Annotated in this window: 17 protein-coding genes; 6 read left to right on the top strand and 11 right to left on the bottom strand. The window is 44.3% G+C overall.

The window, feature by feature from the left end; all coding sequences use genetic code 11:
* Nucleotides 1–62 precede the first annotated feature (62 nt).
* Nucleotides 63–761, top strand: a complete 699-nt coding sequence (locus AM1_RS35825) for a hypothetical protein (protein ID WP_012168171.1) — start codon at nucleotides 63–65, stop codon at nucleotides 759–761.
* A 27-nt stretch (nucleotides 762–788) separates the two neighbouring features.
* Here AM1_RS35825 and AM1_RS35830 read toward each other — a convergent pair whose 3' ends face one another.
* Both AM1_RS35830 and AM1_RS35835 read right to left on the bottom strand, forming a co-directional pair.
* Nucleotides 789–1,070 carry a cell division protein SepF gene (locus AM1_RS35830; protein ID WP_012168172.1) on the bottom strand — a complete coding sequence of 94 codons (282 nt, stop codon included), beginning with the start codon at nucleotides 1,068–1,070 and terminating at the stop codon, nucleotides 789–791.
* A gap of 245 nt (nucleotides 1,071–1,315) precedes the next feature.
* Nucleotides 1,316–2,140 carry a class I SAM-dependent methyltransferase gene (locus AM1_RS35835; RefSeq protein ID WP_012168174.1) on the bottom strand — a complete coding sequence of 275 codons (825 nt, stop codon included), beginning with the start codon at nucleotides 2,138–2,140 and terminating at the stop codon, nucleotides 1,316–1,318.
* 278 nt (nucleotides 2,141–2,418) lie between these two features.
* On the opposite strand from AM1_RS35835, the gene AM1_RS35840 reads away from it, so the two are divergent.
* Nucleotides 2,419–2,661, top strand: coding sequence for a hypothetical protein (locus AM1_RS35840; protein ID WP_012168175.1), 243 nt, complete (start codon nucleotides 2,419–2,421; stop codon nucleotides 2,659–2,661).
* A gap of 521 nt (nucleotides 2,662–3,182) precedes the next feature.
* On the opposite strand, the gene rpaB is transcribed toward AM1_RS35840, so the two are convergent.
* From rpaB to AM1_RS35875, 7 genes are all read right to left on the bottom strand, one after another.
* Entirely contained in the window at nucleotides 3,183–3,926 is a 744-nt protein-coding gene (rpaB, locus tag AM1_RS35845; protein ID WP_012168176.1) for a response regulator transcription factor RpaB, read from the bottom strand.
* Between the two features lie 142 nt (nucleotides 3,927–4,068).
* The gene (locus AM1_RS35850; RefSeq protein WP_012168177.1) at nucleotides 4,069–4,680 is read right to left on the bottom strand and encodes a hypothetical protein; all 612 of its coding nucleotides are present in this window, start codon (nucleotides 4,678–4,680) and stop codon (nucleotides 4,069–4,071) included.
* Between the two features lie 27 nt (nucleotides 4,681–4,707).
* A complete protein-coding gene (locus tag AM1_RS39430) occupies nucleotides 4,708–4,986 on the bottom strand; it encodes a cell division protein SepF (protein WP_071820040.1) in 279 nt (92 codons plus the stop codon).
* Nucleotides 4,987–5,098: 112 nt separating this feature from the next.
* A complete protein-coding gene (locus tag AM1_RS35855; RefSeq protein WP_012168178.1) occupies nucleotides 5,099–5,572 on the bottom strand; it encodes a double-stranded RNA binding motif domain-containing protein in 474 nt (157 codons plus the stop codon).
* Nucleotides 5,569–6,645 (bottom strand): hypothetical protein, encoded by a 1,077-nt coding sequence (locus AM1_RS35860; RefSeq protein WP_012168179.1) that lies wholly within the window; start codon nucleotides 6,643–6,645, stop codon nucleotides 5,569–5,571. The genes AM1_RS35855 and AM1_RS35860 overlap by 4 nt, the downstream gene beginning before the upstream one ends.
* A 466-nt stretch (nucleotides 6,646–7,111) precedes the next feature.
* Complete coding sequence (locus AM1_RS35870; protein WP_012168182.1) at nucleotides 7,112–7,501, bottom strand: VOC family protein; 390 nt, start codon at nucleotides 7,499–7,501, stop codon at nucleotides 7,112–7,114.
* A 172-nt stretch (nucleotides 7,502–7,673) separates the two neighbouring features.
* Nucleotides 7,674–9,017 carry a cytochrome P450 gene (locus AM1_RS35875; protein ID WP_012168183.1) on the bottom strand — a complete coding sequence of 448 codons (1,344 nt, stop codon included), beginning with the start codon at nucleotides 9,015–9,017 and terminating at the stop codon, nucleotides 7,674–7,676.
* A gap of 483 nt (nucleotides 9,018–9,500) precedes the next feature.
* Here AM1_RS35875 and AM1_RS41820 point away from each other — a divergent pair, with 483 nt between their 5' ends.
* From AM1_RS41820 to AM1_RS35890, 4 genes are read left to right on the top strand one after another with little or no spacing between them, the layout of a single operon-like run.
* Nucleotides 9,501–9,791, top strand: a complete 291-nt coding sequence (locus AM1_RS41820) for a hypothetical protein (protein WP_148216116.1) — start codon at nucleotides 9,501–9,503, stop codon at nucleotides 9,789–9,791.
* Between the two features lie 24 nt (nucleotides 9,792–9,815).
* A complete protein-coding gene (locus AM1_RS35880) occupies nucleotides 9,816–12,347 on the top strand; it encodes a two-partner secretion domain-containing protein (protein ID WP_012168186.1) in 2,532 nt (843 codons plus the stop codon).
* A 6-nt stretch (nucleotides 12,348–12,353) separates the two neighbouring features.
* Complete coding sequence (locus AM1_RS35885) at nucleotides 12,354–14,057, top strand: ShlB/FhaC/HecB family hemolysin secretion/activation protein (protein ID WP_012168187.1); 1,704 nt, start codon at nucleotides 12,354–12,356, stop codon at nucleotides 14,055–14,057.
* Nucleotides 14,058–14,077: 20 nt separating this feature from the next.
* Nucleotides 14,078–16,510, top strand: a complete 2,433-nt coding sequence (locus AM1_RS35890; protein WP_041661472.1) for a CHAT domain-containing protein — start codon at nucleotides 14,078–14,080, stop codon at nucleotides 16,508–16,510.
* Here AM1_RS35890 and AM1_RS35895 read toward each other — a convergent pair.
* On the bottom strand, nucleotides 16,471–17,436 hold the full coding sequence (locus AM1_RS35895; protein WP_041661473.1) for a hypothetical protein: 966 nt from the start codon (nucleotides 17,434–17,436) through the stop codon (nucleotides 16,471–16,473). The two genes, AM1_RS35890 and AM1_RS35895, sit on opposite strands and share 40 nt — an antisense overlap.
* Before the next feature lie 49 nt (nucleotides 17,437–17,485).
* Nucleotides 17,486–18,994 (bottom strand): serine/threonine-protein kinase, encoded by a 1,509-nt coding sequence (locus AM1_RS35900; RefSeq protein WP_238549393.1) that lies wholly within the window; start codon nucleotides 18,992–18,994, stop codon nucleotides 17,486–17,488.
* Nucleotides 18,995–19,115 lie beyond the last annotated feature (121 nt).

A 19,115-nucleotide genomic window follows, 5' to 3' on the forward strand; every position in this document is an offset into this window, starting at 1 on the left:
CTTGGGAATGCTAATCCTTAGCATCCAAATATTGCTTAATCTACAACAATTGAAGATAGCCTATGACCACTGATAACAATTATTCCAAAGTCCTCCTTGAGTTGAAAACCAAATATGAGCAGACACTCGCTGAATTGGAAGCTCAAACGAATCAACTCAAAACTAAACTCAATTCCTTAAGTCCGCTAATTGAAAATCCAGCCTTGGGTGCAGATATCCTTTCTATCCTTCAAGATGCATCCGACTCCATCACCCCAACAGCAACAAACTCCGCCTCAACCGTCATTGAAACTGTAGAGCCTAAAACTAAGAGTAAGTCTCAAAAAGCTGCTCCAAAAGCTTCAACCTCTACCTCAAAGAAATCAACCTCAACTTCTAAAAAACCGCCATCTCAGGCCAAGACCAAGAAGACACCCCAGAAAAAAAATACAGGTCGTTCTTCATCCACCAAGCTGCCGATGAAAAAGCCTTATGACCAGATGACCAAAATGGATGCAATCGAAAAGTTCATGCAAGGGAATCCTGGCAAGGTCATTCACACAGATAACTTGATTAAGGAACTGTTTGGTGAATTGAGCCAAGAACAGCATAAAGCTGAACGTGGAAGGATGAAAACTGCCATGTATCGGGGTGTTCGACTGAAACGGTGGATAAAAGTACCCAAAAAGCAAATGTGCTTCGTCTACGAATCACACTTAGCGGCTGAATCTAAGAAAGCAACTACAACAAAGACTCAGAAGTCTCGAAAGAAGACCAAATGAAACGATAGTGTTTGATGTGCCAAAAACTCAAGCAGAAGCCATCATTCTTTTAACCGAGAATGATGGTGGAGCTAGTAGAAAAACTTTTTTGCCAATCTCGATATACTCACCCGACAACGCAAAAGTGCTTCCAGCGAAGTAATCTGCGAGCCGCTGAGCCAGCGTGGGTTTCACCGCCACCAAATTCACGAGAAGCATATCATCCGTTCTCATCGTGTTGATCGCTTCCTCGGCATCTTCAAATGACTTGGGATGATACACGCGGATTTTATGGGGTGATACTCCTTGAAAGGAAAGAAGGTTGTCCATAAACCAGTACTCCTTTGCGACCTAGTCCAGGCACATCCTCAGCGTTCCGTGAATACTCCAGGCAGTCTGTTTATACATGCTCAAGCCTAGGATCTCACCTGATAGGTTACTCTCCATGACATCAGAGCCAGCGGAAAGTTCCAGCTCCACAGATTCTCTTGGAGTTCGCGGTTGACTGATCTGAAGGTTTTTTGAGGACACTGACTGAGGTAGTCCGTCCGGAATAGAGTTGAAAATTGAAGAAGTTATCTTTTTCGGGCAATGTGAAAGGCAGAAATGTTCAAGAGTTTGATGTGACCTGCAAAGTGATTGTCTATTTTCTTCTGCAATCCTACGAACAAGTCTTTCCTGCTTTTTTCATCTAACTCCAAGTATTGTGAAAAGGTACTCAACAGTGTCAAATATTCATCCACACTATATGAGGTCTCCCAAATAATCTGTTCAAAAACGATGCCTTCGAATTGATCTGAGGTAGCAACAATCTGTCCTAGTTCTCTCAATTCAGCCTCATGAGTATCTCTGCCTTTGTAGTGAGACAGGGATGGAGCATGGATTTGATATACATCCTGTAACACCTGATGGAACTCTCGATAAGGAATGGCTGGCACATTCCATAACAGTATGAGCACTCCATTATCCTGTAATGCATTGGCCACTTTAGGGTACGCAACTTCTGCCGGAATCCAATGAATCGAAGTTGCTGCTAAAACAGCGTTAAACGGCTTCGCTTCAGGTTTCCATTCCTCAAATGAGGTGTTTTTGATCTCGAGATTTGGGTAGTGAGAACAATTTCTCCGAGCAATCTCGTAAAAGTCTGGGTTTGGCTCAAGACAAAGCATTGAAAAACCCAGGTTAGCAAACGAAACTGTTGCAGTTCCAGGGCCACAACCTATTTCAAGAATTCTCGACCCATTTTCAAGTTGAGTTAACTCGACAACTCGACTAATCAATGTATCAGGATAATGGGGTCGTGTTCTGTTGTAAGCCTCTGCTGCGGGAGAGTACCAAGTCTTTCTCTGTTTCAAGTCTTTGCTAGAGTACTGCTTGGTTGTTTGATCGTTATCTTTCACCACTCAGCCTCAAACTCAAAATGCTCTCTGTCTATTCTGAAACTACATTCTAATCAATAGGATTAGATGCCTAACCTTGGATATCTGTCGGTCAGCCAGGTTAAGGGGGTGAAGTCAACTCTGAAACAAATCATAATGAGACACTCAGATACCAATAACGGCAAAGAAAATATGTAGGTTAAATTGTGCGATCGCTTGTCCAAATCAACTGATTGACGGGGAACTATCTGGCTATCAATAGACTCAACTTCACCAACGCAGATAATAGAAGGTTTCTAATGACTGATTTCAAGCATAGACCTACTAACTTAGGGCAGCACCTATGGAGTCTAAGGAATTTAGCTGAACAGACCCACGCTGCTGCTCAAAGCGCTGAACTACACTCCCGTACTGTTGGACAAGCCAGTCTCTCCCAGAAATTACTGGATATCCAACGTCAATTATGTATCCTTCAACTAAGACTCAAAGATCCTGAAATTCAAGAGTGGACTGGAAAGCAAATGCAGCTACCATTCAGATAAAATGCTCAACTCTCCCAGGTTCATACCTGTTCTTAACAATGAAGCTCTCCCACCTTCAAGAGGATGGGAGTTTCTAATGCTAATCTAGAGCTACGCCAGTAGACCATAGATCACATAAAACAGGCCAGCTTCTAGCCTTACGCCTGGAACTTTTGCCAGAACGTAACTGACGGTCATTTCTGCCGATCAGCTTAAGAATGCCTCGAGCTGCAATATTCCGAGACCCGTTAATGTCAGCATTTATAGGAAAGACCTTTTAACCCCAACACTCCGTTACCCGCTCCCACTCAAGCTCCGCCTGAACCCTCTCCCAGATCCGCTTCATCGCCTTCTGTGGACGAAGCTTAATCACTTGTAAAATCTCAAAGTTCTCCTCAATTTCGACGGCGCACTCAAATCAACCCCCCGGTGTAGCAAACGATTCCCTCACGAAAGGCTTCCCCGTTCTCTTCACCAAAACTATTATTGCCCTAAGTTATTCTTGGAGATGGTCAGCGTCTCTAACTCGCTTCGACATCCATCTAGTTAGGAGATTGTTCGCATTTCAGTGTATAACCTACCCCTCGAATCGTATGGATAAGTTCGGTTCCAACCTGATTGGCTTTGAGCTTATTCCGAAGACGAGACACATGGACATCAACTACTCGCGAGTCAACGATGCTCCCATTACTATATCCCCACACTTTCTCTAACAACTCTTGACGAGAAACTACTGCTCCAGGGGTACTTGCCAATAGTTCTAACAGACTAAACTCCATGTGGGTTAGGATGATACGTTCTTGACCTCTGAAGACCTTCCGCTTGTTGGTATCAATGTGGAGTGAACCGATGTTCAGCACTCCGGTCACTCGATAATTAAAAGGTTTTAGAGAACCCATTCGGCGTATGATGCATCGCACTCGAGATTCTAGTTCCTTGGGTGAAAAGGGCTTGACCATGTAATCATCCGCACCCATTTCTAAGCCAGTAATCCGATCTCCTACCTCAGAAAGTGCCGTCAGCATAATGATTGGAACCCTCGAGGTCTTACGGATGGCCCGACAGACACCATACCCATCCAGTCTGGGCATCATAACATCTAAAACAATCAAATCAGGGTGCTGACGATCAAAGATTTCTAGTGCTTCTACGCCGTCAGCAGCAGTGAAGACGTGATAGCCCATCATGGATAGCCTAGTGTCTAAAATTCGTCGAATCGGCCCTTCATCATCAACTACCAAGATAGAATGCTGCTTATTGCTCTGATTATTCATGAATTCAGGCATCTTTGGCTACGCTTTAGTTCAACGTAGCATTTATACCTAAGCAATAATGCTTAAGACGCTTGATAGAAATGATTCTTATGATTAGGTCATTTTCGAGGGAAATTGCCAAGTCTGCTGCTTCGGCATTTGCCCAAAACTCAACTCATCCCCAAACCCTACTCACCCGCTCCCGCTCCAACCACACACCAACCATCTCCCCAATCCGCTCCATCGTCTCCGGTGGCCTCAGCTCAATCACTTCCCCAATCTCAAAGTTCTCCTCAATTTCAACCGCGCACTCCCAACAGAACTCCGGCGTAGCAAAAGTATTCCTCACGAAAGGCTTCCCCGTCCCTGCCACCGTAATCAAGCACTCCTCAGACTCATTCTTGGAAACAGCCAGATACTCCAGCTCCCCTCGCGTCCTGGTCTGCTCCACCAGATTCTTCTGCTTCAGCTCCAGATTCCTGAATCGCCTCTCCAGCTCTGCCGACACTCTAGGGGTTCTCAGTTGATTGACCTGGGGAGCTTCTGAGGATCGTGTCTTAGGAGTGAACTCAGGTTTGGTTGATTGAGAAGGACGCCTAGAACTCCGGCGTATTCCTCGCAGCTCCTCATGCCCTTGTTCTCGCTTGGCTGGCCGGGTTCCTTCCGGTGTTTTCTTAGGAAATGCTGTCCTACTCACCAGTTTGGGTGCGGAAGGGACGGACTTAGGTGGTTGTGGGATGGTCTTGGGTACGGGCTCGGGGTTGAGGGCGACGATTGGGGGAGTCATTGGGGAATCCTCAAATGCACTAAAGTCTCAATACTTGGATTGTTTCACAATTGGAAAAGTTTGAGGAGCAAACAGATAAACACCATTTCCTACTTCTGTATATTCACCACATAAAGAGTTAGTACAACCTGCAAGATAATTACTTATTCTCTGGGCCGATTTTGGAGATAGATTTTCTAAATTGACGAGTAGCAGTTGTCCGTTCTTCAGGCAATGTGCCGCTTCTTTAGCCTCCCTAAAAGAACTCGGATTCGACAAATATATTTCAGATGAAGATTGTCCTGGGAATATGACTAAATTGTTCACAGAATGATGCTATTACTTGCTCAGAGGTATGTCTTAATTCTTCCATGAAGGAATTTGCTTTTCTTTAATCGAAAAATAAGTTTAATGTTCACATCACTTCAAAATCGCATCCTTAGCCTTTAGAGGGTGAAATGTGACATAGACCTTCCTCTGGCCTCTTCAACAACATCTCCGCAGCCCCCATCTTAGCTTTCTTCTTCGATGCTCCCTCGCCTACTCCCTGTAATCCCATCGACTGCACTAAACAACGAAACCCTTCTGATATCTCTGAAAACTCGTACCTGGGCAACGATATTTGCTGTTTCTGGCAAAGCTCTTGCAATTGTCCAATCGGATTCTTCACCTGTTCATCAACCTGGCTGATGGGCTGATCAGGGGAGGTCTCAGGTTGCTCGGCTTCTTCCTGGCGTGGATGTAAGATATGTACCTGCTGTTCGGCCTTGAGGATAGCTCGGTTCCTAGCCCGTTCAAGGAGCCTGATCAAAGCATCTTCTGGATCAACATTGGGGTACAAATAGTCGAGAAATCCAAGCTGCTCTTCGGTTAGTCGAACGTTTAGGCTGAGGGAAGGTCGAGATTCAATCATACCTGGAGAGTGGAAGATTCCAATTTAGAAAGGACTTGGTCGATGATGTCCTGATCTTTGATTTCTGGATCAGTGATTTCCTGGTCAGTGGATTCAGTAGCGTTACTCTTAGGCGTTGAACGTTCTCCAACAGCCACAACCTTGACGGTAACGCCATCTCTATGGCAGATGAACTCATAGAGCTTTCCATCCTTGAGCTTCTCCAGGCAGTCCTCACTCACGAGCGGGGAATGCTGGCGGATATGAATCTCTGGGTCGCGCTCCTGATCCCGCTGTATCAAAACCCTTTGCTTATCTGCTCTCCATACTCCGATCAATACCCAGTTCTCTGTCTTTGCTGATGCCCGTTGCGAGGTACCTGTTAACTGCAAAGATGTAATCTGACCATTCATGATATTGGGATAACCAAACACCAAGACTGGTTTGTCTAAAACTGACTTGACTTTCTTAAAGCTCTTCTTCGATAGGAAGAGTTTGATGGGTTGTCCATCAACTTCCACAAAATACAGAGACTTTGTTCTCCCGGCTTCAAACTCCTTCTCTCGTACTCGAATAATTCCGGGAATACGACACCAAGCCCGATGAGTGCCATTTCCAGGGAGCAGTGGAGGTTTCTCGGAAAGTTCACCTGATTTTGACTTAGATGTTGTCTTTGCTTGTTTTTGATCTTTTGAATTTGAATTCTTTCTGTTAGGAGTGTCTACAGTCTTAACATGCAGCTTTTCCTGGGCTGGATTTGGGAGATTCTTGCTCTGAGAGATTACTTCAGGTTTTGGCTCTATTTTGTTGAGTGAAGGGGGTTTCAACGTTGTTCTTTGTTTTTGTGATGCCTTCTGCCTAGACTTCCTCTCTGATTTTTTGTGTGCAGCTTTCCGCTGAGCTATCTTGGAAGAATTCGTATTAGTTGTCTTTATCTGGTCTATCTTAGATACCTCGATCTGGTCCTGGCCTATGTTGAGCTGGGCTTCAAGCTTTGCAATCGTACTCTTGAGTAGCTTGGCAGCAGTGGGGTTAATACAATCCTGAAGCTGCCTCTTAAGCTGGTTCAGCTTATCGATAGATGCAGAGGGCATGGGAACCTCCCTGGGATCGGACTTGCGGCCATTCTAGTGTAGAGAATTGGGATTTGGGGAAAGTAAAAGTTTTTTCCACAAATCATTACTGGGTCTTTAATCTAGGCTTAAGATCAGAAATTATGAACACTTGTGCTTTACAAGGAATACTCCTAGAGAAATCCCTGCGATATACCCAGGAGAAACGTGCGATCGCGGAATTTGTCATTGAGATTAACCCTCTGAAGTAAGGAGACCCCAAGGAAAATCTCAAGGCCATCTATTGGGGAGAGAATGAGGAGAAAGCACACAATGCATTACAAGCTGGCGACCAACTCATTTTGCAAGGTCAACTGAGGATAAACAAGGTGACTCATAGGTTGGGCAATGAGGAATATGTGGATCAGCAAGCCAGTCTAATCGTTGATAAAATTAATCGAATCTACGATCCAGATTAATCAGCAATCATCAAGGTTTCCACTCTGTTTTAAAAGCTAGAAAGTTCATAGTAAGACGCCTCTATGTGGTTCCCATCAAGGTCATAGATTGAAGCACTATAAAATTCATGACCATATGTTGGTCGATACCCTGGTGAGTCGGATGCTTCAGCACCAACCTCAAGGCCAGTTTTATAAAATGCATCGACTGCTTCAAAGGAAGGTGCTGAAATGGAAATATATGTTTCCTTTCTAACCTCTGAATCTTGGCTTAAATCTGATCTTTGTGTAATCCAAAACTCTGGCCATGTTTCCCCATAACCAACGACTTGACCAGGGTCTTCATACAATCGGACATATCCCATGATCCCCAGAATCACATCATAAAATGATGTGGCTTGATCAATGTCTGTCACTCCTACAGAAACATAGTTAAGCATTTCTGCAAAGCCTAAAAAAGATAGGTCTCTGTATTAAATTTTACCCAAAAAAAGACCTAATCCAAGCTAAGGGCTGGGTTCTTGGAGAACTCTAGAAATAATGCTACATAGTCAGAAGCAAGGCGGATGGTCAGCCTGGAAGATGGCTGGAGAGTAGGCATAATTTTAAGGATCAATCCAAAATCATTTTGATGCCTTGCTTTGGGCGTAAAGTTATCGATGGTAATAGCTCAATGGACTGATCTGGAACAAGCTTAAAATGAAACTGATTGGCAATCATTGCTAGGATCAGAGTTGCTTCCATCATCGAAAAGGCTTTTCCGATACAAACTCTTGGCCCCGCTCCAAATGGGAAATAAGTGCAGCGAGGTAACTTTTGCTCAAAATTATCCTGCCAGCGTTCGGGTAAAAACTTCTCTGGCTCTTCAAAGAAGCGAGGATCACGATGTACCACCCATTGGCTAACAACAACACCAGCTCCCTTTTTTAGCCTATAGGGACCAATTTGACAGTCTTGAATGGCTTCACGAGTTAATATCCAGGCAGGTGAGTACAGCCGCATCGACTCACGAATCACCTTCTGTGAGTAAGCTAATCGAGGAAGGAAGGTTATGTTGGGTATCTTTCCATCCAGTTCCGTTTGTGTTTCTTTGCGTAGCTGATTTGCAACTGTTGGATGTTGAGCCAATAGCATTATTGTCCAAGTTAGAGCATTGGCCGTAGTATCATGACCAGCCAACAACAGGGTCATGACCTCATCTCGTAATTCTTCAAATGAAAGCTGATTACCGTCTTCGTCTTTTACAGAGAGAAGAGTAGACAACAAATCATCCTTAGGGGATTGATAGCGTTGTTCAATGATACTGATAACAATCTTGTTGAGGTATTGAATAGCCCTATTTGCGCGGAGATTACTTTTAGTTGGCATCCAGTCTGGAAGCAAAAAGTTGGTCTGTGCCCTGTGATAAATCTGGAGTGAGATTGCTTCAAGGGCATCCCCAATCTCTAGGGCAGTCTGAGTAACATCTATCCCAAAGAGCGCCTTGGCGATGACTTTAACTGTAAGCTGCCTCATCTCTTGATAGATATCAAGGATACCTCCTTTCTTCCAATGCTTAAGCAGATGGGAAGTTTCTTCCACGACTATCGAAGCATAGGCGGATATCCTCTCCTGGGAGAAAGCTGGTGTCATCAGTTGCCTATGTCGTCGCCATAACTCACCATCGCTGAGCACCAACCCATTCCCCAAAACCTTTGACAGAGAACGATAGCTAACGTCTTTGATAAAGCTCTGATATTGCGTATTTAGTACTTCAGCAATCAAATCAGGATGATGAAAAAGAAAAATCTCAATTGAACCCAAGCTAAGAATTGCAGTGTCTCCATATTCCTGGGCCGATTTGGTTACAAACTCAATTGGATTTCTTGCAAATGTAAAGAGTTCCCTCAACGCTGCCAGTCCGCTGATCCTATGGGCTTCATCATGAAGGGGTAGTTGGGAAGCGTTAGCTGTCATGAATAATTTACTCCGTGACCTTCTGAATAAAGATGGCTAAACCTAATAAGTCTCATCCTATTAATTTGAACTAGGAAAAATAGAGCTGAGCTGGTTTATCACATGAATTCCAAGGCTATCAAGAGTTAGTGGTGACTGAAATTCTAGTCTCAATAAGCAGGGGTGAAAACTAATCTTAATATTATGCAGAAAAAATAAAAAATTCAAGGCTATACAGTTAAATTAGTCAGATCAACTCGGTTTTTTTGAAAATAACCATTACAAAAATCTAGCTAGTATGAGTGCAGCAATAATACAGACTATTAACCAGTTAGATCGAGGAGATTATGCCCATATCACTTGAACGAAGGCAACTTTGAATCTCTTTTCTGAGACCGTTGATTAGCTAGTAACAAATTTTAGGAAGTTACGGAGGATTTCATTTTCTGGTACTGCCTCAAAATCAAAGTCAGATCCAATTACCTTAGTCAAAAGCTCAAGCACATGATTGAGTCTTCAGTGGGAAAATATGGATGGTCGCTTTTCCCATTTAATCAACCCATTACGAATGCTTATCTTTTTGATGAAAGCAATACTATCCAAGGACCATCTAACTGCTCAGTAGCTAAACTAATTAGGAGTTTAGATTTTGATGGTAATAGCGTTGGAAAATGCATACTCAGGGAAGAAACTTTGTGCGAAACCTATGTATGTAATATCACTGGACTAGTGAAAGCGCTTGATCACCTAGATATGCGGATAATTTCTAATGTTGTTCAAACAGCCTATGGATAAACCACTTACTTTTTCTATTCAGATATGAATTATCGAAGTCTTCTAGAAAAACCTTTTTTAGCATTAGGGTTTCTTTTACTGTCAGCAAACCATGTAAATCCGCAGATCCTCCCAGATACAACACTCGGACCTGAAAGTTCAATCTCAATGCCTAACCAACTTATTAATGGTATACCGAGTATACGGTTGACTGGAGGAGCGACAAGAGGGTCAAATCTTTTCCACAGTTTTTTAGAGTTCAGTATCAACAATGGGCAAGCTGTTTATTTTGATAATCCACTAAGTGTCAAAACTATCTTATCGAGAATAACTGGGAACAAGGTTTCACTAATTAATGGGGTACTAGGAAGTACAAGTAACGCTGATCTATTCTTTGTTAATCCTAATGGAATTATTTTTGGGCGAAATGCTGTCTTAGATATCAACGGTTCATTTTTTGGCAGCACTGCCAATCATCTTAGATTTATGGATGATTCAATTTTTTCCGCGAATCAGACCCATCAGGCTCCACTGTTAACAAATAGCTTGCCAAAAAGTCTTGAATTTGAAGGAGGGAATGGCCCAATACAGGTGATAGGCGAAGGCAATCGATTAACTGATTTCACAATTCTTCCTATTTTTAACCCTTTCGATCGTCCTCTCGGGCTAGCCCTAAGACCCCAAAATACATTTGCTTTGATCGGTGGAGAAATTCAAAGCCAAGGTGGTGTTATTAGATCTTCCAGTGGGCGAATTGAGTTGAGTAGTATCACCAAAGGAAAAGTACTTCTGAATCAACTGAATTCAGATTGGACATTTGAGTATTCTGAAGTAGACTCTTTTGGGGACATCGCTCTCAACCAGCGATCCTTAATTGATACATCGGGTCTGGTCGGAGGACCCATTAACCTTCAAGCTAAGAACATCCTCCTGAATGATGGATCAACTGTTTTAATTCAAAATCTGGGCAATCTACCTTCAAGCGATATCACAGTTAATGCTACCGATACAGTAACAGTGAGTGGAGTATCAAACGATCCTCGCTTTACACTTCCAGAAATCGCTCTAATCGCAGGGGATGAGTTGAACGTTAAAATCCCCAGTACCTTTCTCACAGAAGCCCTTGGCCTTGGCACATCTGGTAACATTAAGATTTTTTCCCCAACAATACTAGTAAATGGTGGTGGACAAATTCTGGCTAGAACCAATGGGCCTGGAACTGCTGGAGATATAACAATCACATCCCCAGAATCTGTTCAAATAGACGGATTCGCACCAAATTTACCTGTTGTTTTTAGCAATATAAGCACTGCCACCTTTAATAGGGGTAATGCTGGAAATCTTGCAATATTCACCAACCAGTTGCTTGTGACCAATGGGGCTAATGTTGGTTCTTCGACTTTTGGGCTTGGAAATGGAGGAGATGTCCTTATCAATGCGAAAGATATTACTTTGAAAGGGATCGTGCCTGTCTTGTTTATTCCTAGTGCAATTAGTTCTGCTACTTTCAGTTTTGGTTCAGCAGGTACGTTGACCCTAAATACCTCTACATTGACATTGTTGGATGGCGGTAGGCTCGGAACATCGACAGTATCCTCAGGTAATGCAGGCAAAGTCACTATCAATGCATCTCAATTGATCAAAGTCAGTGGGACAGTTCCTGGGTCAATCAATCCTAGCTTGATTGATTCTTCCGCAAATATTGTTGACCCAGCATTAAGAGAACAACTCGGACTGCCGGGTGCGCCCCTACCCAATATTCCCAGCGGTACTGCTGGGGACGTAACCATTAGAACAAAGACCCTTCTCGTAAATAACGGTGGTCTCATCAGTGTTCGGAATGACGGCACAGGTGACGCTGGAACCCTGAGAATTTTTGCTGATTCCATCAAGTTAGAAAACAGAGGGAATATTGCTGCTTCAACGGCTGTAGGAAATGGAGGTAATTTAGTTTTTCAAATCCAAGATCTTTTATTTCTTAACCAATCGAGTAACATTACTACCTCTGCCCAAAAATTTGGTATTGGCGGCAATATTGATATTAATTCAGGTGTAATTGCACTGTCGAATAATAGTGTCATATCTGGAAATGCTGAACAAGCCAGTGGAGGTAATATTCGCATTGAGACCCAAGGAATATTTGTTTCAAGCGATAGTAAAATCACTGCTTCCTCACAACTTGGCCCTCAATTTTCGGGCAATATTGAGATAAACACACCAAATATCGATTTCACAAAAGCAACATTGGATCTGGCTGTAAGACCTGAAGTTGAAGAGGTTGCCATAAGCTGCAATATTGATCCTGGAGAAGTAGCCAGCGAATTTACTCGTCCTGGCTCTGGTGGGGTTGCCTCAAATGCAGAAAAAACAGGGGAATTGAGAGTCGTTAAGAACAGGAATAATAATCTACAAACTCAAGAATATTATCTTGATCCAGAAACAGGAGAACCGAAAGTATACCCAAAGGTTGTTGGCTGGAAACGCAACCCAAATGGCACAATTGCCATGACTTCAGACCCGACAGAAGCAGTCCAGACTCAAGCGTTTTGCTCAAGAACTGCTCACAATAATCTATAATTTTTCGTGATTACAATAAAAAAAACCGTTGTCCTTGGCATTGCTGGACCCTGTTTTTTTGCGCATCCAGCTATCGCCCAAGCAGACTCTTTAAACCCATCGGATCTGATCCCTCGGAAATCGCCTTTCCCTGAAATACCCAGGCTTCCACAATCAGATAAACCCCTTAAAACTCCCTTGCTGCCGGGGCAAAATCCTCCTGTCTTAGTGGATGAATCTGTTCAAGTTGAAACCTTTATTTTTAAGGGCAATACCGTTTATTCGGATCTTGATTTATCTAAAATTGCTGTACCTTATCTACAGGAACCACAGACGTTATCTGACTTACAGGAACTTACGCAGAAAATCTCTGAATTTTACGCTAATGCCGGGTACGTCGCTACCTCAGCAACGATAGCTCAACAGGAAAACTCAAAGATAACGCCTGACAAAGCTGTGATCACAATATTGATCACGGAAGGGAAATTAGAAGCAGTCGATATCCAAGGCGCAGATCGGCTAGAAAAATATATTCGTCGGAGGCTACCTAAGCCCAACACGATTATCAACGAAGACACCATTTTAGAAGATATCCGACTGCTCCAGGCCAATCCTTTGGTTAAGCAGATTTCCGCTAGCTTGATTAAAGGAGCCTATCGGGATCGCTTTACCCTTAACGTTGAAGTGGTGCCAGCAAAACAGAGAAGTTTAGCTCTAATCTTGGACAATGATCGGTCGCCCTCCATTGGCAGTTTTCAGCGGAGTGTGGACTTTACAGATCGCAACCTCTTGGGGTTAGGAGACACCGTAAACTTCAAGTTCTCCAACACCGATGGCAGTAATTCCGTTCAATTCTCCTACTTCCTTCCTGTTAATTCACAAAACGGTACTGTGGGTGTGAAGTACTTCTACGGCTCCAGCAAGGTGGTAGAAGACCCATTTGATGAAGTCGATATCAGCGCAGTTGCTGATTATACTGAAGTCTTCTTCCGACAACCGATCATCCACGAGGCAACCGCTGACTCTGTTCAAGAATTTGCCTTGGGGCTGTCCTTCAGTCGAGAAACTAGCGATTTCACGCTACTGGGCATACCATTCCCTGTTTCTCGCGGATCTGATCCTATGGGTGAGACAAAGACGTCTGTTTTACGCTTCTCGCAGGACTGGTCTAAGCAATCTGCTGAGAACGTGTTTTTTGCCCGATCTCAGTTCAGTTTTGGCTTACCGATATTGGATGCAACCATCAACTCTACGGGTCCAGATGGGCGCTTTTTCCTATGGCGATTGCAAGGGTTGTGGGGTCGGAGATTATTCGACGACTGGACAATAACTTTTCGTTCCGAACTCCAGCTTGCGGATAGCCCCTTGGTCCCCGCTGAGCAGTTCACATTGGGGGGGTTCTCGTCCGCTCGGGGTTATCGTCAAAACCTGTTGTTGGGGGACAATGGCTGGCTCGGGGCAGTCGAGCTGGGGATTCCACTTTACTCCGGTTCATTGGGGAATTTAAGCCTCGCTCCTTTCTTTGAAGTTGGAACCGTTTGGGATAACCAACCTCAACTTATTGCCACTCCAAGCACCCTCGCCTCTACGGGCTTAGGATTACGGTTTCAGGCCAAAGACTGCTTGAGTGCGCGGATAGATTGGGGTATACCGTTAATCAACATGCCTGACAATCGCTCCACACTTCAAGAATCTGGCGTTTATTTCTCACTGCGATGCGATATTCTCTAGCCATACTTCTCAGTACAACTATGGTCCTGACAGGCCTACCCGTCTGGGCAGACGCCATCGAGGACGCAGGCCAGTACGCTGCAAAAGGCCAATCTCTTCTGGAGCAGGGCAACCCCAGTGCTGCGCTGGAGACCTGGCGGAAAGCTTTGCAGATATACAAAAAAGAGAAATCAGAAACAGGCGAGAAAAATGCGCTTGTGAACATGAGCGTAGCGCATCAGGCGAAAGGCCAATACCCTAGCGCCTGTTGGGTACTGATGGATGCGCTTGAGGTAGATAGGAGTGCCATTTGCCGCAATGTCAACCGACCCACGCCTGAAGAGGTTGACAACGCCCTGAATATCATCAAGAAACAACCAGACACATCACTCACCCTCAAAGCCCTACAAGAGCTAGGTATCACGTTACGAGTGATTGGGAATCTTGATGAATCTGTATCCGTCCTGGAGCTAGCTCTAGCCTCAGCTCAACGGCAAAATCTAGGTTTAGAGCAGAACGCGATCAGGATGAGCTTGGCGAATGTGCAAGCAGATATGATTCGCCAAGCTCAGAATCGATTTTCTTTATCAGACAATCCACTGACTAAAGCTCAATTTGTGGCGGTCCCAACTTCGACCCTCCCGGAAGTGTCGCAAACTTATCTGGATCTGGCTGAACAAGGGCCAGAATTTCTGCAAGCGCGATTAAATTGGCTCAAATTGTTCTTAGCTATTCATCAATGGGCTAACCAAGATCCAACAAATCCTAAGCTATCTGCACTCAGAGCCAGCTTGTTACCCCACCTGGCCTCCACGCTGAACAAAGCCGTGGTCGCAGATTACACCATCGAATCACCCATCGAAAGTATCTACAGTCGAATCAAGTTAGCAAAATACCTTCTGGAGATACAGCAGAATGATTTACCTGTATCCACGGAAAAGCATCCACTCATTCACGCCTTTGAACTGGTAAATTCAGCTCGCAATGATGCCCTGAATATCAAGAACAAGCGGGCGGAATCCTTTGCTATAGGGGTTCTTGGGAAGTTATATAAAACCTCGCAGCAAATTGAACAGGCACAAGAAGCGTTTGAGGCTGCTAGAGTTCTCGCGGCCACGAGTGAATCATCCGATTCAGCCTATGAGTGGGAATGGGAGTTAGCTCAACTTTACCGAGAAAAAGGGCAAACCCAAGAGGCTATCTCAGCCTATGAACGCTCCTTCAAACATCTCGATCAGGTGCGAGGTGATTTGCTCCCTATCGACTCGGAACTACTGTTCAGGTTCTCCGATAAAGTTAAACCCGTTTATCAGCAATACATCAGCCTATTGTTGGAATCTGACTCACCAGATCTTGAGAAAGTTGTTCTAACCAATGAGCAACTGCAAGTCGCCCAAATTGAGAATTTTCTCCACTGCGGAAAGCTGATTTTTGTATCCACAACCAAAATCGAGGATGCACCGACAACCATCCACATTCTGGAACTTGAAGATAGGTTTGAGATTCTCGTGCCCAACAACGAAACTTGGGCACGGTTCTCAGCGGATGGAGAGAGAGTCAGGGGACTTGCCCGTAAGCTCCTGATCGAGCTTCAAGATCAAGGCTTCTCTGATACGGATGACAATTATTTGTTAGCAGAGTCCCAATCGCTCTACCAGCTATTGCTAGGCCCCATTGAGCAACAGGGATTATTGCCAGACCAGGAGGATACGATTGTATTTGTCACGGATGGCCTGCTGAGCAACATTCCGCTATCCATACTCCATGATGGGAAGGAATACTTAATCGAGCGCTATAGCATTGCAACTAACCTGGGGAGGTTGCAAGCTCCCAAAGCAACGAACCCAGAACGACTTAAACTGCTGATCGCGGGAATATCGAAAGCAAGTCCAAGCCTATCTGCTCCACAGGTGCCCCAGGATCTTGAAGTCTTGACAGAAACTGAAGAAGAAGCCAATTTAATTAGCAGCAGTATAAGAGCATCTACCTTGCTGAACAAAAATTTTACTGCTGACAACCTTCAAAGGAAGTTGAACGACGATTACAATGCATTGCATATTTCCACCCACGGGCAGTTCTCCTCTGATCCCAATCAGACATTTTTACTGGCCTGGGACAAACCTCTACCATTACAAGAACTTGATTCCATCCTAAGACAGGGCACTCAGGTTGCTGCCAACAATTTGGAGCTACTATTTTTGAGCGCTTGCCAAACCGCCAAGGGTGACCCCTTATCAAGCCTGGGGATTGCGGGTGTCTCCATCCAGGCGGGTGCGCGATCAACAGTTGCCTCATTATGGCTAGTAGATGCTCAATCCACTGCTCAACTTGCAGGCAGCTTCTACGAATCACTAGCTAATGGCAAGACGAAAGCTGAGGCACTACGGAAGGCTCAATTAGCATTATTGGACAAACCCGCCACTCGTCATCCGTACTACTGGGCTTCATTCTTTCTCTCAGGGAGCTGGCTTTGATATCGATCCAGCGCTTGCAGTCCCTCAGTCGCTTTCTTTAGGGCAATTTGATTACCCTGAGCCTTTGCCAGTTGCTTAGCCTTGAGATACTGCTTCCTGGCCTCACTGAGTAATTTCGCATCAATATACCGTTCGGCTAAGACTCTAAAAATCTCTGGGTGGTTGCTACCCGACTGAACCCTATCCCTTAATGCTTTAATACTCTGATTTAGTAGACCCTCATCCAAGTAGGCAGCGTTTAAGTCTAGATAGGCTTCTTGGTCTGGATCAAGATTTAGACGGCGAATGAGCTGGATAGTCTGCTGAAGCCGCCTGGTTTTAGCGGAATCAAGTAAACGGAATATTGATGAATCCGCGACAATCGGAACGTCATTTCTATAGGCAACCACACTGACCTTGTAATGATTCTCTGAACTCAAGGGGGCTTGTTCGGTAGGATATGCCGCAGACGTTGAGGTTGTGGTTATTGACCATAATCCTTTTTCCTGATCAGCAACTTCTAGCTGATATTTCGTTGCGCCAGGAACAGCTAACCAAGTAAAGCTTGGCCGGGTTTCTAGCAGCCAACGACCATAGGGAGTGATAATTCTGGGTGTTTCTCCTGACCCTTGTCCTCCCTTGATTCGCTTACAAAAGCTACGAGAAGAAAGAGGACATTTTTTTCTGGAATTCCTAGTCTGTTTTTTAGGCTGACACGGTTGCTCAGATCCGCTGAAGTAGCAGAGGACCATACCACCCTTAATTTGTGAAACTATCTGGTCACCATTGCAAAGTAATTTACCGACGAGGTTCTGCTGATTCGTCTTCAAAATTCGGCCAATCGGTTCACAGGCATCGTTCTTGGGTTGCACCTGAGCCATAGACAAAGCAGGCCAAAGAATAAGTGAGGCCGTCAGAGTTAAGCTAACTTGCACCGCGAATTTCATCTGAAGAAGGGTAAAATACCTATTTTTTCTTTGTTAATAAGATTATAGGCTACGGTTTTTGAAATATTTTATCAAGAACACCGTCTTTCCATTCTTCGACCTCTGGTAAAAAAGAATCTAGCCGCAAGCAAGCCTTCCATGATTGCTGGGCAAGCGTATCATTACCTTGTTCCTGATAGACTTGGGCGATCAGGCAATGGGCGGCTGCCATTTCAGGATCTGAGCGAATCGCTTGTTGTAAACGTCCCTCAGCTTGCCTGTAATCTCCCAGCTTGAATTCAGCCCATCCCAAATTCTTCAGCAGACGCGCTCTACTTAAATCCTCGGCAGCCTTATCCAGTGCCCCTATCACCAAAACTTTGGCTTCTTCATAATTACCCTGCAAAATTTTGAGACGAGATAAATTACTTGCTGATCCTACGACTTGGATGTCTGTAGCGTTATCAATTACCAGCTTGTAGTATCTCTCGGCTAAATTGTTATTCCCTTGATCTTCATACATGGCAGCAAGATTGAATGTTGATATCCAATAATTAGGATTTGTCTGAGCAGCTTTTTGAAAATTCTCAATAGCACAGGGAAGATTCCCCTGGACCTCACAAACAAGACCGAGATTGTTGTAAGCTTCTTCGTTGTTGGGATTGAGACGTAATGACTGCTGGTAATTTTGTTTTGCAGCATCAAGCTGATTATTCAATTGCTCATCACGCCCCTTTATAAAGTGACGTTCGGCCATGAATTGATCGTATTCGCCCTTAATCTCCCTAATAGCAAAGGAACCCAAAACAGCTAATAAAACAGCTAAAAAACCCACACTACACTTGAAATAAGGAGAGCGGCTGGTTTTCTCCCAAAGCTCCAACTTTCCTATATCTTGAAGTAAATACTGAGTACTTTGATGCCGATCTCCTGGTTGAATCGACGTCATTTTATCCAGAAGATTAGCAAATCTGCGGTGTAAGCGGGGAGCTTGATCTTGCCAAATGGGTTGACCAGTTTGCTTGTCGATGGGGAGTTTGTAGGGCTGAATCCCCGTCAGTATTTCGATGATTGTCCGACCTAGTGCATAAAAATCTGACTGGGGTAGCGCTTTTCCATTAACCTGCTCTAGCGGGGAATAGCCCATGCTTTGAATCAAAGTAATATCGTCAAAGCGCTCAGTAATGTCATCAGTATTCTCAGGCGTTGCTAACTTAGCAATGTAGGTTTCGCTGATTGGCCTAATTGCACCGAAGTCTATTAAAGCCAGTGTTCCATCGGGTCTCACAATGATGTTTGAGGGTTTAATGTCTCGATGGAAAAACCGTTCATTGTGTACTGCATGGAGAATTTCAGCTAGTTGCTTAAGCCAGTTGAGTGCTTGATGGGGTGGTACTGGATCATGAGTTTTTAGCCATTCCTTGAGATTCTGTCCCTCAAAGCGCTCCATCACAAATCCATAGATCTCGCTTGGGCTTTGGATAGGATTTAGTTTGATGGTGTAATACTCCCACCATTCCGCTCTGGGAACGCAAGGATGGCGAATACTCCTAAGTGCAACATATTCACGCTCAAACATCGTTACTAACTTTGGTTGCACATCCTTGAGGATCTTTATGATTTTGATATCGTCATCACCAGCTTGCGCTTCATAGATATCGGTACGCCTAAGTGGGTGAAGATCATTCAACGGTTTTAGC

The organism is Acaryochloris marina MBIC11017 (assembly GCF_000018105.1).
Lineage (GTDB): Bacteria > Cyanobacteriota > Cyanobacteriia > Thermosynechococcales > Thermosynechococcaceae > Acaryochloris > Acaryochloris marina.

Coding starts and splice junctions, on each gene's coding strand:
- AM1_RS35875 (WP_012168183.1), bottom strand. CDS start 9,017: ATGACAGCTAACGCTTCCCAACTACCCCTTCATGATGAAGCCCATAGG.
- AM1_RS35825 (WP_012168171.1), top strand. CDS start 63: ATGACCACTGATAACAATTATTCCAAAGTCCTCCTTGAGTTGAAAACC.
- AM1_RS35840 (WP_012168175.1), top strand. CDS start 2,419: ATGACTGATTTCAAGCATAGACCTACTAACTTAGGGCAGCACCTATGG.
- AM1_RS35850 (WP_012168177.1), bottom strand. CDS start 4,680: ATGACTCCCCCAATCGTCGCCCTCAACCCCGAGCCCGTACCCAAGACC.
- AM1_RS35895 (WP_041661473.1), bottom strand. CDS start 17,436: ATGAAATTCGCGGTGCAAGTTAGCTTAACTCTGACGGCCTCACTTATT.
- AM1_RS35830 (WP_012168172.1), bottom strand. CDS start 1,070: ATGGACAACCTTCTTTCCTTTCAAGGAGTATCACCCCATAAAATCCGC.
- rpaB (WP_012168176.1), bottom strand. CDS start 3,926: ATGCCTGAATTCATGAATAATCAGAGCAATAAGCAGCATTCTATCTTG.
- AM1_RS35870 (WP_012168182.1), bottom strand. CDS start 7,501: ATGCTTAACTATGTTTCTGTAGGAGTGACAGACATTGATCAAGCCACA.
- AM1_RS35860 (WP_012168179.1), bottom strand. CDS start 6,645: ATGCCCTCTGCATCTATCGATAAGCTGAACCAGCTTAAGAGGCAGCTT.
- AM1_RS35900 (WP_238549393.1), bottom strand. CDS start 18,994: ATGTTTGAGCGTGAATATGTTGCACTTAGGAGTATTCGCCATCCTTGC.
- AM1_RS41820 (WP_148216116.1), top strand. CDS start 9,501: ATGATTGAGTCTTCAGTGGGAAAATATGGATGGTCGCTTTTCCCATTT.
- AM1_RS35855 (WP_012168178.1), bottom strand. CDS start 5,572: ATGATTGAATCTCGACCTTCCCTCAGCCTAAACGTTCGACTAACCGAA.
- AM1_RS35880 (WP_012168186.1), top strand. CDS start 9,816: ATGAATTATCGAAGTCTTCTAGAAAAACCTTTTTTAGCATTAGGGTTT.
- AM1_RS35890 (WP_041661472.1), top strand. CDS start 14,078: ATGGTCCTGACAGGCCTACCCGTCTGGGCAGACGCCATCGAGGACGCA.